12 protein-coding genes are annotated in these 17,127 nt (G+C 70.1%); 5 read left to right on the top strand and 7 right to left on the bottom strand.

Features of this window, described 5'->3' with window-relative positions; all coding sequences use genetic code 11:
* Positions 1-76: 76 nt before the first annotated feature.
* The 3 genes from CBM2588_RS20175 to gudD form a co-directional block, all read right to left on the bottom strand.
* Positions 77-1,072: a Bug family tripartite tricarboxylate transporter substrate binding protein gene (locus tag CBM2588_RS20175; protein WP_115682166.1), complete on the bottom strand. Its 996-nt coding sequence runs from the start codon at positions 1,070-1,072 to the stop codon at positions 77-79.
* Positions 1,073-1,170: 98 nt separating this feature from the next.
* Complete coding sequence (locus CBM2588_RS20170; protein ID WP_115682165.1) at positions 1,171-2,193, bottom strand: Bug family tripartite tricarboxylate transporter substrate binding protein; 1,023 nt, start codon at positions 2,191-2,193, stop codon at positions 1,171-1,173.
* Positions 2,194-2,284: 91 nt separating this feature from the next.
* Entirely contained in the window at positions 2,285-3,640 is a 1,356-nt protein-coding gene (gene gudD / locus CBM2588_RS20165; protein WP_115682164.1) for a glucarate dehydratase, read from the bottom strand.
* A gap of 167 nt (positions 3,641-3,807) precedes the next feature.
* Between gudD and CBM2588_RS20160 the strand changes: the two genes are divergently transcribed.
* Positions 3,808-4,575: a FadR/GntR family transcriptional regulator gene (locus CBM2588_RS20160; protein WP_115682163.1), complete on the top strand. Its 768-nt coding sequence runs from the start codon at positions 3,808-3,810 to the stop codon at positions 4,573-4,575.
* A gap of 76 nt (positions 4,576-4,651) precedes the next feature.
* On the opposite strand, the gene CBM2588_RS20155 is transcribed toward CBM2588_RS20160, so the two are convergent.
* Positions 4,652-5,281 (bottom strand): response regulator transcription factor, encoded by a 630-nt coding sequence (locus CBM2588_RS20155; RefSeq protein WP_026164172.1) that lies wholly within the window; start codon positions 5,279-5,281, stop codon positions 4,652-4,654.
* Positions 5,282-5,574: 293 nt separating this feature from the next.
* Between CBM2588_RS20155 and fusA the strand changes: the two genes are divergently transcribed.
* The 4 genes from fusA to CBM2588_RS20135 all read left to right on the top strand — a co-directional run bounded on the left by fusA (position 5,575) and on the right by CBM2588_RS20135 (position 14,614).
* Entirely contained in the window at positions 5,575-7,683 is a 2,109-nt protein-coding gene (fusA, locus tag CBM2588_RS20150; protein WP_115682162.1) for an elongation factor G, read from the top strand.
* A gap of 529 nt (positions 7,684-8,212) precedes the next feature.
* Positions 8,213-9,334 carry a porin gene (locus CBM2588_RS20145; RefSeq protein ID WP_115682161.1) on the top strand — a complete coding sequence of 374 codons (1,122 nt, stop codon included), beginning with the start codon at positions 8,213-8,215 and terminating at the stop codon, positions 9,332-9,334.
* Between the two features lie 191 nt (positions 9,335-9,525).
* Entirely contained in the window at positions 9,526-9,951 is a 426-nt protein-coding gene (locus CBM2588_RS20140; RefSeq protein WP_062804057.1) for a PRC-barrel domain-containing protein, read from the top strand.
* Positions 9,952-10,150: 199 nt separating this feature from the next.
* Positions 10,151-14,614, top strand: a complete 4,464-nt coding sequence (locus tag CBM2588_RS20135; RefSeq protein WP_439897454.1) for a response regulator — start codon at positions 10,151-10,153, stop codon at positions 14,612-14,614.
* 33 nt (positions 14,615-14,647) lie between these two features.
* Here the strand turns inward: CBM2588_RS20135 and CBM2588_RS20130 are convergent, their stop codons facing one another.
* From CBM2588_RS20130 to CBM2588_RS20120, 3 genes are read right to left on the bottom strand one after another with little or no spacing between them, the layout of a single operon-like run.
* Entirely contained in the window at positions 14,648-14,992 is a 345-nt protein-coding gene (locus CBM2588_RS20130) for a DUF3325 domain-containing protein (RefSeq protein WP_115682159.1), read from the bottom strand.
* Complete coding sequence (locus CBM2588_RS20125) at positions 14,989-16,629, bottom strand: PepSY-associated TM helix domain-containing protein (RefSeq protein WP_115682158.1); 1,641 nt, start codon at positions 16,627-16,629, stop codon at positions 14,989-14,991. The genes CBM2588_RS20130 and CBM2588_RS20125 overlap by 4 nt, the downstream gene beginning before the upstream one ends.
* Positions 16,629-16,925 carry a DUF3649 domain-containing protein gene (locus CBM2588_RS20120; RefSeq protein WP_231942217.1) on the bottom strand — a complete coding sequence of 99 codons (297 nt, stop codon included), beginning with the start codon at positions 16,923-16,925 and terminating at the stop codon, positions 16,629-16,631. Before CBM2588_RS20120 ends, CBM2588_RS20125 begins: the two co-directional genes overlap by 1 nt.
* Positions 16,926-17,127: the final 202 nt, after the last annotated feature.

The raw sequence follows: 17,127 nt of genomic DNA, 5'->3' as shown, positions 1-17,127 counted from the left end.
CACGCCTCCTCTAGGCCCCCGCAAAAAAAAAGGCCCGCATTCCCCATGCGAGCCATCCCTTGCCAACACCTGCCCCTCAAGCCTCCAGCTTGATCCCCGCCTGCTTCACCACCCCCGCCCAGCGTGTTTGCTCGGCAACAAAGAACTTGCCGGTTTCCCCCGGCGTCATCGTCACCACTTCGGCGCCCTGCGCCACCAGCTGGGCGCGCAAGTCAGGGGCGCGGATGATGCGGATCAGTTCGGCGCTGATGCGCGCCACCATCGCATCGGGCATGCTGGCCGGGGCCATCACGCCCTGCCAGGTGCCCGACTCGAAGTTCGGCACGCCCTGCTCGGCGATGGTCGGCACGTTCTGCAGCAGCGGCATGCGCGTGCGCTTGGACTGTGCGATCAGCTTGAGCTTGCCCGACTGCACATGCGGCAGCGTGGCGAGCATACCGTTCATCAGCACCTGGGCGCTGCCGCCGACGGTGTCCGCAATGGCTTGCGAGCCGCCCTTGTAGGGCACGTACTGCCACTTGGCGCCGGTGGCCTGCTCCACCGCCACGCCGGCCAGGTGCGGCGCGCTGCCGATGGCGGTCACGGCGAAATTGAGCTGGCTGCGCTGCGACAGCGCCACCAGTTCCTTCACGCTGGTCACCTGCACCGACGGATGCACCACCAGCAGGTGCGGCGAATACGCCAGCATCGACACCGGCTTCAGGTCCTTGGCGATATTGAAGGTCAGCTTGGTGTAGACCGACGGGCTGATCGCCAGCGCGCCGATATCGCACAGCAGCAGCGTGTGGTTGTCGGTCGCCTGAGCGACCAGTGCCGCGCCGACGTTGCCGTTGGCGCCGGGGCGGTTGTCGACCACCACCGACTGGCCCAGCGCCTCGCCCAGCTGCTTGCTGATCAGGCGCGCGATGATGTCCGACGAGCCGCCGGCGGTGTACGGCACCACCAGGCGGATCGGGCGGGTGGGCCAGTCCGCGGCGTGCGCGGCCGACGACAGGCCGGCGAGCGGCCCCGCGGCAAGGCCGGCGGCCAGGGCGGAGGATTGCTTGAGGAAGTTGCGGCGTCCGTAAGTCATGCTGTGGTCTCCAGTCGAGGGCGCGCGCCGGCGCGGCACGATGCACGTGCAGGGCCGGCGCGGTCGGTGCTTTGGTATTGGGTTTTATGCGGCGGTTTTCAGTCCAGCGCGATCTTGCCCTTCTCGATCACGGTCTTCCAGCGCTGCAGCTCCTGCGCCTCGAACTGGTTGAACTGCTCGGGGGTGTTGGCCACCACCTCGAAGCCGCTCTCGGACAGCTTCTGGCGCATCTTGGGGTCGTTCAGCGACGACACCAGCGCGCCGTGCAGGCGGCTCTTGATCTCCGGCGGCAGGCCGCGCGGCGCCGCCACGCCCTGCCACGAGTAGACCTCGACATCCTTGATGCCGGCCTCGGCCATGGTGGGCACATTGGGCAGCACCGGCGAGCGCTTGTCGGAAGTCACCGCCATCGCCTTGAGCTTGCCGGCACGGATGTGCTGCAGCACCGCGTTGACGTTCTGGAACGACACGTCTACCTGTCCGGCCAGCAGGTCCGAGATGGCCGGGCCACCGCCCTTGTAGGGCACGTGCAGGCCGTCGGTGGCGCTCTTCTGCCAGAACAGCGCCGCGGTCAGGTGGTCGGACGAGCCGGCGCCGGACGAGGCAAAGCTGACCTTGCCCGGGTTCTTCTTCATGTACGCCACCAGTTCCGCCAGCGTGTTGGCCGGGAACTGCGGGTTGGCCACCAGCACGTTGGGCGCGCGCACCGCCACGGTCAGCAGGTCGAAGTCCTTGGCCGGGTCATAGGCCAGGTTCTTCTGCAGGAACGGGTTGACCGCATAGACGCCGATCGACGCCACCATCATGGTGTAGCCGTCGGCCGGCGCGCGCTTGACGTAGGTGGCGCCGATGGCGCCGGTCGCGCCGGGGCGGTTGTCGATCACGAACGGCTGGCCCAGCTTCTCGTTGAGCGGCACCGTCAGCATGCGCGCGATGGCATCGCTGGAGCCGCCCGGCGGGAACGGCACCACCACCGATACCGGACGTTGCGGCCAGTCCTGCGCCGCGGCGCCGGCCGGGCCGATGAAGGTCAGCGCCGCGACCGCGGCGACCGAGCCGAGCGCAACGGCGCGTAGCCAGTGAGGCAGGCGCGGCGCGCCCTGGCGTTGGAATGCGGTCATGGTTGTCTCCTGCACTGTTTTTGATGAGAGAGGCCTGCCGCCGCGGGATGGATGACGGGCAATGGCCGTTGGCGTCGTCGCCGGTGGCGCGTCAGCGCACCATGCACGGCGCCTTGTTGTTGAACTGCCAGCCCGGGATCAGGAACTGCATCGCCGCGGCATCGTCGCGCGCGCCCAGGCCCTTGCGCTGGTACAGCTCGTGCGCGCGCGCCAGCGCATCCGGGTCGAGCTCGACGCCCAGCCCCGGGGTCCTGGGCACCTGCACCAGCCCGCCTTCGATCTGCAGCGGGTTGCGGGTCAGGTGTTCGCCGTCCTGCCAGATCCAGTGGGTGTCGATCGCGGTGACGCGTCCCGGCGCGGCCGCCGCCACGTGCGTGAACATCGCCAGCGAGATATCGAAGTGGTTGTTCGAATGCGAGCCCCAGGTCAGGCCCCATTCGGCACACATCTGGGCGACCCGCACCGAGCCCTGCATGGTCCAGAAATGCGGGTCGGCCAGCGGGATGTCGACCGACTGCAGCCGCACCGCATGCCCCATCTGGCGCCAGTCGGTGGCGATCATGTTGGTGGCGGTGGGCAGGCCGGTGGCGGTGCGGAACTCGGCCATGATCTCGCGGCCCGAGTAGCCGTCTTCGGCGCCGCACGGATCTTCGGCATAGGCCAGCACGCCGCGCTTGTCGCGGCACAGGCGCACGGCGTCCGCCAGCGACCAGGCGCCGTTGGGATCGAGCGTGATGCGCGCCCTGGGGAAGCGCTCGGCCAGCGCCAGGATCGCTTCCATCTCTTCGTCGCCGCGCAGCACGCCGCCCTTGAGCTTGAAGTCATTGAAGCCGTAGCGCTCATACGCCGCTTCGGCCAGGCGCACCACGGCCTCGGGCGTCATCGCCGCTTCATTGCGCAGGCGGAACCACGCGTTGTCCGCGTCCGGCTCGGTGCGGTAGTCCAGCGTGGTGCGCTGGCGCTCGCCGATATAGAACAGGTACCCCAGCATCTCCACCGCGTCGCGCTGCTGGCCCTCGCCCAGCAGCGCGGCCACCGGCACCTCCAGGTGCTGGCCGAGCAGGTCGAGCAGCGCCGCCTCCAGCGCCGTGACGGCGTGGATGGTGATGCGCAGGTCGAAAGTCTGCAGGCCGCGGCCGCCGGCATCGCGGCCGGCAAAGGCCGCGCGCACGCGGTTCAGCACGGCCTGGTAGTGGCCGATGGGCTGGCCCACCAGCAGCGGGCGCGCGTCTTCCAGTGTCTGGCGGATGCCTTCGCCGCCCGGCACTTCGCCGACGCCGGTATGGCCGGAGCTGTCGCGCACGATCACGATATTGCGCGTGAAGTACGGGCCATGGGCGCCGGACAGGTTCATCAGCATGCTGTCATGCCCGGCAACGGGCACCACGGTCAGTTCGGTCACGACCGGGGTATGGGCGGGCGCCATGGGCGTGGCGGTAGGGGTCATCTCGGCAATGTCTCCGGCTGGCCGCGGGCGTACGATCCTTCACCCGGGCCTTGTGTTGCGTATGTTATCTGTCATCGTATGACTGATAACCCAGTATAATGAGGCATTCTCGGGCCGGTCAAGTCCGGGAAAGCCCGCCCGTATCCCTGAATTCGTACGTAGCTGCCATGCCGAACGCCCAGCCTCTCGCGCCGACCCCGAGTTCCGCCCCGACCCCGTTGCGCCGCCGCGGCCGCACGCTTGCCGAAGAAGTCGTACAAGCCCTTGGCGAGGAGATCCGCCAGGGCCAGCTCAAGCCCGGCGACAAGCTACCCACCGAATCCGAGATCATGGCCACCATGGGCGTGAGCCGCACCGTGGTGCGCGAAGCGCTGTCGCGGCTACAGGCCAGCGGCCTGGTGGAGACGCGCCACGGCATCGGCACCTTCGTGCTGGAACGCCCGGCCGAAGCGCCGTCGCCATTCCGGATCGGGCCGGACACGCTGGGCACGGCCATGGATGTGATGGCGATGCTGGAATTCCGCGTCAGCGTGGAAGCCGAGGCGGCCGGCCTGGCGGCCGCGCGCCGCACCGAGGCGCAACTTGCGGCGATGCGCCAGGCGCTGGACGAGCTCAAGCACGGCGCCGGCGAGGGCAATGACGCGGTAGAGAGCGACTTCGCCTTCCACCTGGCCATCGCGCGTGCCACCGGCAACCGCTATTTCACCGACATCATGGGTCACCTGGGCACCATGGTGATCCCGCGCAGCCGGCTGCAGGTCAGCACCCCCGAGCGCGTGCAGTACCTGGAGCGGGTCAGCATCGAGCACGAGAACATCTACGACGCGATCGAGCGCCGCGACCCCGACGCCGCCAAGGCCGCCATGCGCATGCACCTGACCAACAGCCGCGAGCGGCTGCGCAAGGCGTCCGGGTCGGCCGGCCCGCAAGGCTGAAGCGGGACGCGCATGCGGCGGGCATGCGCCGGCAAGTCATACGATGTCTAATGAATAACGGCGCCGGCGCCCGCCGCTAAGGCGTCAGCCGGCAGCGGCGCGCGAAGTCGACCAGTTCGACCAGCGACGACACCTGCAGCTTGTTCATGATGCGGGCCTTGTAGCTGCTGACGGTCTTGTTGCTGATAAAGAGGCTTTCGCTGATGGCCTTGTACGACATGCCGCGCGCCAGCATCTGCAGCACCACCAGTTCCTTGTCGGACAGCCGCCGCAGCATCTCGTCGTCGGCCGACATCGACTGGCGCGGCGCGCCGCCGCGGCCCAGCACCGGGAACACGGTATAGCCCGCCAGCACGGCCTCGACCGCGCGCAGGATTTCCTTGATGTCCTGGGTCTTGCTGACGAAGCCCTGCGCGCCCGCCTGCCACGAACGGCTGACGAACACGGCCGGGTCCAGCGCCGTCACCACCAGGATGCGCACCTGCGGATGGATCGCGCGCAGGCGCGGCGCCACGTCGAGCCCGCTCGAGCGCGGGATGTCGAGGTCGAGCAGCACCAGGTCCGGCATGCGTGCGCGCACCATTTCGATGGCGCATTGCCCGTTGTCCGCCTCGATCACCTCGTCGACGCCAAGCAGTTGCGACAGATGGTGCCGAAGCACCAACCGCATCGCCGGATGGTCGTCAACGATCAGGATGGTTGTCATGCGCGGGGTCCAGGTTCTAGGCAGGCATCGGCGGAGGCAACATCCCGATGCTGGAACGGGCTGGCAGGAACGGCGCATGCCGGTGCGCGATGCCACGCCAGTATAGGGAGCCGCAGGCGCGCACAGGATGGGAGGAATCCGCTTCGGTTGCAGCGAAAATCCTAGGCCCGCCTCAGACGCGCGGGACCGTCCGCGGGCCGCCCCGAAGCGCGTGTCCCTGCCCGCGGCAGGGGCAACGGGGAGCGGCCAGTGGTGCTACTCTATTCGGGCGTGTTTCATCCATGGAGAACACTGTGCCCCGCAAGACCCCCATCGAGCGCTACCGCAATATCGGCATCAGCGCGCATATCGACGCCGGCAAGACCACGACGACCGAGCGCATCCTGTTCTACACGGGCGTCAACCACAAGCTTGGCGAAGTGCACGATGGCGCGGCCACCATGGACTGGATGGAGCAGGAGCAGGAGCGCGGCATCACCATCACCTCGGCCGCCACCACCGCCTTCTGGAAAGGCATGGCCGGCAATTATCCCGAGCACCGCATCAACATCATCGATACGCCGGGGCACGTCGACTTCACCATCGAAGTCGAGCGCTCCATGCGCGTGCTGGACGGTGCCTGCATGGTCTACGACGCCGTCGGCGGGGTGCAGCCGCAATCCGAAACCGTCTGGCGCCAGGCCAACAAGTACGCGGTGCCGCGCATCGCGTTCGTCAACAAGATGGACCGCATCGGCGCCGACTTCTTCCGCGTGCAGGCGCAGATTGCCGAGCGCCTGCGCGGCCGCGCCGTGCCGATCCAGATTCCGCTGGGCGCCGAGGACCACTTCCAGGGCGTGGTCGACCTGGTCAAGATGAAGGCCATCGTCTGGGACGAGGCCAGCCAGGGCGTGCGCTTCGAGTACCAGGACATCCCCGCAGACCTGCTTGCCACCGCGCAGGAATGGCGCGACAAGATGGTCGAGGCCGCCGCCGAGGCCGACGAGGCGCTGCTGAACCAGTACCTGTCGGGCGAGCCGCTGACCGAGGACCAGATCAAGCAGGGCCTGCGCAAGCGCACCATCGCCAACGAGATCGTGCCGATGCTGTGCGGCAGCGCCTTCAAGAACAAGGGCGTGCAGAGCATGCTCGACGCGGTGATCGACTACCTGCCGTCGCCCGCCGACGTGCCCGCCATCCTGGGCCACACCGAGGACGACCGCGAGGCCGAGCGCCACCCCAGCGACGACGAGCCGTTCGCCGCGCTGGCGTTCAAGATCATGACCGACCCCTTTGTCGGCCAGCTGATCTTCTTCCGCGTGTATTCCGGCGTGGTCAGCTCGGGCGACAGCGTCTACAACCCGCTCAAGGGCAAGCGCGAGCGCCTGGGGCGCATCCTGCAGATGCACGCCAACGTGCGCCAGGAGATCAAGGAAGTGCGCGCCGGCGACATCGCCGCGGCGGTGGGCCTGAAGGAGGCCACCACCGGCGACACGCTGTGCGACCCCGACAAGGTCATCATCCTGGAGCGCATGAGCTTTCCCGAGCCGGTGATCTCGCAGGCGGTGGAGCCGAAGACCAAGGCCGACCAGGAGAAGATGGGCATCGCGCTGAACCGGCTGGCGCAGGAAGACCCGTCGTTCCGCGTGACCACGGACGAAGAGTCCGGGCAGACCATCATCTCCGGCATGGGCGAGCTGCACCTGGAAATCCTGGTCGACCGCATGCGGCGCGAATTCGGCGTCGAAGCCTCGGTCGGCAAGCCGCAGGTGGCGTACCGCGAGACCATCCGCCACGCCGCGCGCGACGTCGAGGGCAAGTTCATCAAGCAGTCGGGCGGGCGCGGCCAGTACGGCCACGTGGTGCTGAACCTGGAGCCGATGCCGCATGGCGGCGGCTACGAGTTCGTCGATGCGATCAAGGGCGGCGTGGTGCCGCGCGAGTTCATCCCCGCGGTGGACAAGGGCATCCGCGAGACCATGCAGTCGGGCGTGCTGGCGGGGTACCCGGTGGTCGACATCAAGGCCACGCTGGTATTCGGCTCTTACCACGACGTCGACTCGAACGAAAACGCGTTCCGCATGGCCGGCTCGATGGCGTTCAAGGAAGGCATGCGCCGCGCCCGGCCGACGCTGCTGGAGCCGATGATGGCGGTCGAGGTGGAGACGCCCGAGGAATTCACCGGCAACGTGATGGGCGATCTGTCGTCGCGCCGCGGCATGGTGCACGGCATGGAAGACATCGCCGGCGGCGGTGGCAAGATCGTGCGCGCCGAAGTGCCGCTGGCGACCATGTTCGGCTACTCCACCACGCTGCGCTCGCTGACGCAGGGACGCGCGACCTTCACCATGGAGTTCAAGCACTACGCCGAGGCCCCGGCCAATGTGGCGGAAGCGGTGATCTCGGCGAAGCGGGTGGGCTGAGGCGTCCGCCCCCGGCCGGTGTGTCGCGACCGAGTTCGTTGACGCGCCGGCCCTCTCCTCCACCCCTCTCCCGCATGCGGTAGAGGGGGCACACCAGCGGCCTGATCAGGCCAGCAACCAGCGCCGGACGAAGCACTTTTCAAGGGCGCTGACCCAGTGCGGGTAAACTACGCCCGGTTCGCCGCGCCGGGGACGACCCGGCATGCGCCTTCCAAGCCCGATCGGCCATTGCCGAAAAACGCTTGCCGAAGCGGGCGCCGGCGAACCCGCTTCATGGCCTTCGGGCCGCTCCCGTGGCGCCGGCAAGCGGCGCTGCCCAAGGCTTGCCCGGCAATACTGCCGGCATTCGCCGACCCTCCAGGCATCGTCGCCCGCTTCGACCCTCGCCCGGGCCACGCATCCGTTGCGCCAGGCCCGATGACGACCCGCGTGCCCCCGCGCGGGACTGGAACCCGCAGGCCATCGGCCTGACGGATCCGCTCCGGCACGCTACCGCGCCGTCCGGATCCGGCCCTCCGGAGGACCCTCCATGAAGAAGACAGCCAGCCACTGGCTGCCGGCGGCCGGGCTGTTGCCCGTCGCTGCCCTTATCACTGCCCTCACCGCGGGGCGCGCCCATGCGCAGCCGGGCGTCACCGTCTATGGCATCGTCAGCACGGCCGTGCGCTACACCTCGAACCTCGACGGCCATCACCACGACCAGGCGGCGCTGGTCTCCGGCGGCATGGTCGGCAGCCGCTTCGGCCTGAAGGGCGACGAAGACCTGGGCGGCGGCCGGCACGCCATCTTCCAGCTCGAGGCCGGCATCGGCAGCGACGACGGCCGCGCCAGCTACCAGGCGCTGTTTGGCCGCCAGGCCTATGCCGGCATGGCCGGCGACTGGGGCAGCCTGACCTTCGGCCGCCAGTACAACGCCCTGAACAATATCGGCTGGGCCTTCAATCCGCTGGACCAGGGCTGGGGCAACTTCTGGTCCGATCCGATCTACCTGGGCGGCGACATCTTCTTCCAGGACTATCGCATCGACCACAGCTTGGTCTACAAGAAAAGCGCCGGCCCGCTGACGCTGCAACTGGACTACGGCGCCGGCGGGCAAGCCGGCAGCCTGGCGCGCGGCGCCACGCTGGGCGGCGGGCTGATGCTGCAGCAGGGCGCGCTGGCGCTGGGCGCGGCCTATGACCAGCGCCGCAGCGCCGACGGCGGCCACACCGTCCGCAACTACGCCGTGGGCGGCTCCTACGCAGCCGGCAAGGCCACCTTCTACGTGGGCCACATGGGCCGGCGCGAATCGGCGCGAAATCCAGCCGCGGGCGGCGCGCGCTTCAACATCGCCTTCGCCGGGCTGGGCTACCAGCTCACGCCCGCGCTGCATCTGTCCGGCGCCTATTACCGCTACTGGCAGCGCGGCCACGTGACCACGCAGTTCCTGCAGGTGCCGGTGCTGCTGGGCAGCGGCAACGCCGACAGCGTCGCGGTGGTGGCCGACTACGCCCTGTCCCGGCGCACCAGCCTGTACCTGGAAGCCGACGTGGTGCGCGCGCGCGGCGGCGCGGTCGGCCGCGAGACCGAGTACTGGGCTGGCACGCCCGCCACCGACGTGGCGCGCAGCACGCGCGTGGGCGTGATGCTTGGCATGCGGCACCACTTCTGAAGCGGCTGCCGAATGCCGCGCGGCGTCCGTGCGGATGCGTTGTTTTTGCAAGCCACGCGAAAGAATTACCTCCGCGGGGGGTGCCAACGGGCGCGCAGCGGGGCGATCCACGTGGAAACCACGGCAAAGCGGCGCAGGCATGGTCATTGCGCACGCCAAGCATTCCACCGTCTCGCGACAAGGAGCACAGCATGCAAACGCAACCTCCCAGCAGTCAAGGCGCAGCCATCGTCGGTTCCGGCGTGGGCGAAGGCCCGGGCCCGGAAGTGATGGCGGCTTCCAGCCTGGATGGCACCAAGGCCTATTCATCCGATGGCGAACATGTCGGCAAGATCTCCGAAATCATGCTGGACGTGCCGCACGGGCGCATCGCCTATGCGGTGCTGACCACCGGCGGCTTCCTAGGCATGGGTGACACGCTGCACGCCATTCCGTGGAACGCGCTGGTCATGGATACGGACGAAAAGTGCTTCCGGATCGCCGTGACGGCGGACCGGATCAAGTCCGCGCCGGGCTTCAACAAGGACAGCTGGCCGAGCATGGCCGACCCGCAGTGGGGCAAGTCGCTGCACGAATACTACGGGCGCGACCCGTACTGGGTCTCTCCGCCGCTGTAAGCCCACACTAAGCCCACACTAAGCCCGCGGCAAGCTGATCGCAGCACGCTGCGAACCAGGGCCGCGAGTGCGCCGCGACAGGCGCCTCGCGGCCCGCTTGCATTGCACGGCAAGGCTAGGCACAGTCTGCCAAGACGCGCGGGCCGGACGCCGGGGCCGGCGTGCCCGAGAGACGACCATTAGGACACCCGCCGCCAGCATGACGCCCCTGCCATCTCCGCCGACCCCGGCCGAAACCGCAACTGCCGGCGCCAGCGCAGCGCCCGTCCCGCCCGGCGACATGCCCGGCTTTCTCTCCGGCGGTGGCGAGATGGGCGCGCTGATGCGCGGCTTCGACTGGGACTCGACCCCGCTGGGGCCCCCGCAAGGCTGGCCGAACAGCCTCAAGACCGCGATCCGCATCATGCTGACCTCGCGCCAGCCGATCTGGATCGGCTGGGGCGACGCCCTGCACTTCTTCTACAACGACGCCTACAAATCGATCATCGGCGGCAAGCACCCCGGCGCGCTCGGCCAGCCCACCTCCGTGGTGTGGCGCGAGATCTGGCCCGAGATCGGCCCCCTGCTGGCCACTGCCATGACCGGCAGCGAAGGCACCTTCGTCGAGCAGAAGCTGCTGATCATGGAGCGCAACGGCTACCCGGAGGAAACCTACTACACCTTCTCTTACAGCCCGGTGCCGGACGACCACGGCGGCACCGGCGGCATCATCTGCGCCAACAGCGACGACACCGAGCGCGTGCTGGCCGAGCGCCAGCTGAACGTGCTGCGCGACGTGGCGGCAACGGCCAGCGAGGCGCGCGCCTGGCGCGACGCGTGCGGGCGCGCCATGGCGGCGTTGTCGTCGGACCCGCGCGACATCGTGTTCGCGCTGCTGTACATTGCCGAGCCCGGCGCGCGCGAGCTGCAGCGCGCCGGCGCCATCGGCATCGGCGTCGGCATCGGCGTCGGCATCGGCGTCGATAGCGGCCACCCGGGCGCGCCGGCGCAGATCGCGCTGGACGCGCACTGGCCGTGGCCGGTGGCCGAAGTCCTGGCGCAGCAGCAGCCGGTGCTGCTCGACGGCCTGGCGGAGCGCTTCGCCGTACCGCTGCCGGGCGGTGCCTGGGGCGTGCCGCCGTCGCGCGCGGCCGTGATCGAGGTGGCGCCGTCGGGCAGCGCGTCGCATCGCGGCGTGCTGGTGGTCGGCCTGAATCCGTTCCGCCTGTTCGACGAGCGCTACCGCAGCTTCCTGACGCTGGCGGCGGGGCAGATCGGCGCCGCCATGCATTCGGCTCTGGCCTATGAGGCGGAGCGCAAGCGCGCCGAGGCGCTGGCCGAAATCGACCGCGCCAAGACCGCGTTCTTCTCCAATATCAGCCACGAGTTCCGCACGCCGCTGACGCTGATGCTGGGCCCGCTGGAAGAACTGGTGCGCCGCGCCGGTTCCGGCGAGGACCGCGCCATGCTGGAGATGACGCATCGCAACGGGCTGCGCCTGCTCAAGCTGGTCAATGCGCTGCTGGACTTCTCGCGCATCGAGTCCGGCCGCGTGACGATGCGGCGCCAGCCCACCGACGTGGCCGCGCTGACGGCGGACCTGGCCTCGCTGTTCCGCGCCAGCGTCGAAGCGGCCGGCATCACGCTGCGGGTCGACTGCCCGCCGCTGTGCCCGCCGCTGGCGCACGCCGTGGCGGTGGACCGCGACATGTGGGAGACCATCGTGCTGAACCTGGTCTCCAACGCCTTCAAGTTCACCTTCGCCGGCACCATCACCGTGGCGGTCGCGCCGCAGGGCGACGACGCCGTGGCGCTGACCGTGCGCGACACCGGCATCGGCATCCCGGCGGCGGAACTGCCGCGCATCTTCGAGCGCTTTCATCGCGTCGAAGGCGCCCAGGGCCGCAGCATCGAAGGCAGCGGCATCGGGCTGGCGCTGGTGCAGGAACTGGTGCGGCTGCATGGCGGCACCATCGACGTGCAGAGCACCCCCGGCGAGGGCACCTGTTTTACCGTGCGCCTGCCGGCCGGCGCCGACGTAGCCATGGATGCGGCCACTGAGGTGGCTGCGGAGGCCGACGCCGCGCCGCCGGCCAGCAGCGTGCAGGCGCGCGCCTATGTCGAGACCGCGCTGCGCTGGCCGCAGGTACGGATGCCGCCGGCAACGACCGTGACAGCGGATGAGCTTGCCTTGTCCGCCCCGCAAGGCGCGGCCGACGCCGCGGCCGGCGAGGCGGCGCATGGCAGCGCGCTGGTGCTGGTGGTGGACGACAACGACGACCTGCGCGACTACATGCGCCGCCTGCTGGGCGCCGCCGGCCATCGCGTCGCCGTGGCCGCCGACGGCGAGGCGGCGCTGGCGCTGGCGCGCGCGCACGCGCCGGCACTGGTGGTGTCGGACGTGATGATGCCGCGCCTGGACGGCTTTGGCCTGGTGCGCGCGCTGCGCGCCGATGCCGCGCTGAGCGACACGCCGGTGCTGCTGCTGTCCGCCCGCGCCGGCGAGGAGGCGCGCGTCAGCGGCCTGGGCAGCGGCGCCGACGACTACCTGGTCAAGCCCTTCTCCGCGCGGGAATTGCTGGCGCGCGTGGCCAGCAATCTGCGCCTCTCCGAGCTGCGCCGGGCCACCGAGCGCCGCCTGCAGGACCTCAACGCCTCGCTGGAACGCCGCGTCGCGCAGGCCGTGGCCGACCATGACCGGCTGTGGGAGCTGAGCGAAGACCTGCTGATCGTGGCGCGCTTCGATGGCTGCCTGCAGCGGGTCAGTCCGGCGTGGACGCGCACGCTCGGCCACGCGCCGCAGCAGGTGCTGGGACGCGCTTACTTATCGTTCATCTATCCCGACGACCTCGCCGGCGCCAGCGCGCAGCTCGACGCGCTGCGCCACGATGGCGTGCCGGTGCGCTTCGAATGCCGGCAGCAGCGCGCCGACGGCGCACTGCGCTGGCTGGCCTGGACGCTGTCGGTCGATCCGGCCAACGGCCATGTCCATGGCGTCGGCCGCGATGTCACCGGCGACCGCGAAGCGCAGGCCGCGCTGCGCCACGCCGACGAGGCCCTGCGCACGGCGCAGAAGATGGAGGCGATCGGCAACCTGACCGGCGGCGTCGCGCATGATTTCAACAACCTGCTGCAGGTGATCGGCGGCAACCTGCAGTTGCTGACGCGCGACCTCGCCGGCGATGACCGCGCCGGGCCGCGCCTGCGCAACGCGCTGGCCGGGGTCGCGCGCGGCGCCAAGCTGGCATCGCAGCTGCTGGCGTTCGGGCGGCGCCAGCCGCTGGCGCCGCGGGTGGTCAACCTGGGCCGGCTGGTGCGCACGCTGGACGACATGCTGCGCCGGGCGCTGGGCGACGGCATCGAGGTCGAAACCGTGGTCGCGCCCGACCTGTGGAACACGCTGGTCGACCCCTTCCAGGTCGAGAATGCGCTGCTGAACCTGGCGATCAACGCGCGCGACGCCATGCAAGGGCACGGGCGCCTGACCATCGCGGCGCGCAATGCGCGGCCGGGCGAAGCCACCAACGAAACCGCCAACGAAGCCGCGCCAGCCGCGCCGATGCAGTATGTGCTGCTGTCGGTCACCGACACCGGCGTGGGCATGCCGCCCGAGGTGCAGGAACGCGTGTTCGAGCCCTTCTTCACCACCAAGCCCGAGGGCCAGGGCACCGGCCTGGGCCTGAGCATGGTGTATGGCTTTATCCGCCAGTCCGACGGACACGTGAAGATCACCAGCGAGCCCGGGCGCGGCACCACGGTCACGCTGTTCCTGCCGCGCGTGCTTCGGGACGAAGACCCGGATATCGAACTGGACGCCGGCCCGGCGCGCGGCGGCAGCGAGACCGTGCTGGTGGTGGAAGACGACGAGGACGTGCGCGCCACCGTGGTCGAGATGCTGGCCAGCCTGGGCTACCACGTGCTGCGCGCGCGCGACGCGCACAGCGCGCTGGCCATCGTCGAGCGCGGCATGCCGGTGGACCTGCTGTTCAGCGACGTGGTGATGCCCGGCCCGCTGCGCAGCACGGAACTGGCGCGCAAGCTGCGCGAACGGATGCCGGACGTGGGCGTGCTGTTCACCTCGGGCTATGCCGACAGCGTCATCGTGCATGACGGACGCCTCGATGCCGGCATCGAACTGCTCAGCAAGCCCTACACGCATGAGGCGCTGGCGCGCAAGGTGCGCCACGTGCTGGCCAATCGCAGCCAGCGCGCGGCGACGGCCGCGGCGGGCCAGCACCTGGCGCCAGTCGGCCACGCGCCGGACGCCGCGCCGCTGCGCGTGCTGTGCGTCGACGACGACGCGCTGGTACGCGCCGGCACCGCGGAAGTGCTGCGTGCCTATGGCGTGCACGCGCTGGAAGCGGACAGTGAGAGCGCGGCGCTCGCCGTGCTGGCCGGCAACGCGGTCGACGTGCTGCTGACCGACGTCGCGCTGGCCGGGGATTCCGGCGTGGACCTGGCGCTGGCGGCACGCTCGCGCCATCCGGGGCTGGGCGTGGTGTTCGCCACCGGCTATGCGCTGGAGCTGACGCCGGCACAGCGCGCCGCGCTGGGCGCGGTGGCGGTGCTGCGCAAGCCCTATCCGCCGCAGACGCTGCTCGAAGTCCTGCGCGATGTCGCCGCCGAGATCCGGGGCGATGCCGCGCAGGCCGAAGCGCCCGGCCGGCCACAACCGGCAAGCTGAGCACGCCGCGGCGCGAGCGCCAGGCGCCGCGGCTCAGCCGGCAAGCCGCCAGGCGGCGCCGGCCAGCCCGACGAGCGCCACGCCGGGCAGCAGGCGCGGCACCGCGCGCGGCGCGTAGGACAGGCCCAGCGCCACGGCGATGGCACTGGCCGTCAGCGTGCCGACCCACGACACCGTGCCCATCGGCCCGCCCTGCGCGGCGATATGCAGTCCCCACGCCAGTGCCAGCGCCACCGCGCCCTGCAGGCGCAAGCGCGCCACCGCGCCGCGCGACGGCATGCTGCCGCGGCCATGGATATCGGCATGATGGCGCTCGAGCGACAGCGCCAGCGCGGCAAACCCGGCCAGCGACAGCGCGAACCCAGCCAGCGCGGTCATGCGGCCTCCTGCGTGGTGGCGGCGACGTTGCGCGGCCGCGATGCCACGCGTGCGCCCATGGCTTGCCGGCGGCCCGTGATCCAGGCCGCGGCGCCAAGCGCCAGCCCCAGCGCCAGCGACACCAGGTCGAAGCCGGCCACGGCCGCCGGACCACGCCCCTGCAGCAGCGTCACGCCCAGGTGCGAGCCGGTGGTCAGCGCATTGAGCAGCGGGAGGGTGCCGAACAATGCCGCGCCAGCCCACAGCTGCGCACGCCACATGGCGCGCGTGGGCCGGCACAGCGCCAGCAGCGCGCACGCGGCCCAGGCCATGAAGAACCAGCGGATCTCGGCCTCGGGCCGCTGCGCCATTGCCACCGGCAACAGCCGGTTGGCCCAGAAATAGCTGGCAAAGGCCACCGGCAGGCCGGCAATGGCGCCGATATTGAGCGCCTCGACCAGGCGCAGCCCGAATCCGGGCCGGCCCCGCGCCGCGATGGCCTTGGCCTGCTGCTGGCGCGTGCGCACCGCCCACAAAATGGCGCCGGTGGCGACCATGGCGCAGCCCGCCAGCCCGCACAGGAAGAACAGCGCGCGCAGGCCGGGGGGTGCAAAGCTGGCGATATGCAGGCCGGTCATGACGCTGCGCGTCATTTCGGCGGCGGACTTGTCTTCGGCATACGCGCCCAGCAGGGCGCCGCTGGCACCCGCGAATTCGAGCGCGAGCGGATCGTGCGACAGCGTCGCGGGCTCGGCGCGCGAGAGCGTCACGGTCGCGTTGGCATCGCCCGGCAGGTTGACCACGATGCGGCGCACCTGCCCGCCCTGCCACGCGCGCCCGGCCTGCGCCATCATGTCCGGCACGCTCGCCAGCGGCGCGGCCGTGCCGGCGGCCTTGGGCGGCAGCGGGCGCAGCCTGGTCTGCGCCTGGAACGCGCGCAGGTCGCCGCCGTATGCCGCCTCGACGCCCCACGGCATGTACATGAACAGCAGCGTGACCAGCCCGGTGTAGGTGATCATCAGGTGGAACGGCAGCGGCAGCACCGCCAGCGCGTTGTGCGCATCGAGCCAGGAGCGCTGGCCCTTGCCGCGCCGGAACGTAAAGAAGTCGGCAAAGATGCGGCGATGGGTGATTACGCCGCTGACGATCGCCACCAGCATGAACATGGCGCAGAAGCCGGCGATCCAGCGCGCCCACTTGGCCGGCATGTAATGCAGGTCGAAGTGCAAGCGGTAGAGGAACTCGCCGCCGCGGGTTTCGCGCGCGGCCTGCAGCGGCGCACCGGTGGCCGGATCGAGCAGGCGCGTGTCGAAGCGGCGCGGCTTGCCGTCGGCATCGCGCGGCGCCTGCCCCGGCTTGTAGGTCCACAGCACATTGACCGCGTCGCGCCGCGCATCGGGCAGCGTGACGATCCAGCGCGCGGCATCGGGCGCCTGATGCTCCAGATAGCGCAACGCGTTTTGTGCCATCTGCGCGGCCGGAACCTGCGCGGCATCGGCGGGTGCGGTGCGATGCAGCTCCGGCCGCATCCACAGCGAAATCTCTTCCTTGTAGTAACTGGCGGTGCCGCCGCAGAACATCAGGAACAACACCCAGCACACCAGCAGGCCGCTCCAGGTGTGGAGCCATGCCATCGACTGCCTGAATCCCGCGCGCATCACGCCCCCCGTCCGAGCGCCAGCGTGGCCGACAGCAGCGCGGCCGGCAGCGCCAGGCCCGCCCATGCACGCCAGGCGCTACGCACCGCAAACACCCAGACCGCCGCGCCGGCATAGATGGCGAACGACAGCAGCGTCGCCGTGGTCACGGCATCGTGCCGCGCCATCGGCAGATAGCGCGCCAGCACCGCGGTGGCCAGCGCGGCCAGCGCATAGCCGCCGGCAATGGCGGCAACGGCGCGCACGCCTACGCCCGCGCGATAGCGCCACCCGCTAGCCTGCAGCGCCTTGCTCACGCCGGCACCCGCAGCGCCCCATATGCGGCGGCATTTTCAGCGCCAGCGGCGTGGCTGAGAGGACAAAGATGGCAAGCGGCAAAGGAAGCGGCGGGCATGGAGCGATGCGGGCAGGAAACGACCACAAATGATAACAATTCGCATTTCCAACCTCAAGGCAATCCCTGCCCGCCGCCTGGACAGCGCCGCGATTCGTTTTTTC

Origin of the sequence: Cupriavidus taiwanensis (assembly GCF_900250075.1) — a bacterium.
In the GTDB taxonomy this organism is placed as follows: domain Bacteria; phylum Pseudomonadota; class Gammaproteobacteria; order Burkholderiales; family Burkholderiaceae; genus Cupriavidus; species Cupriavidus taiwanensis_C.
Note: the sequence above shows the minus strand (reverse complement) of the source record. Positions and strands in the feature narration are given on the sequence as shown.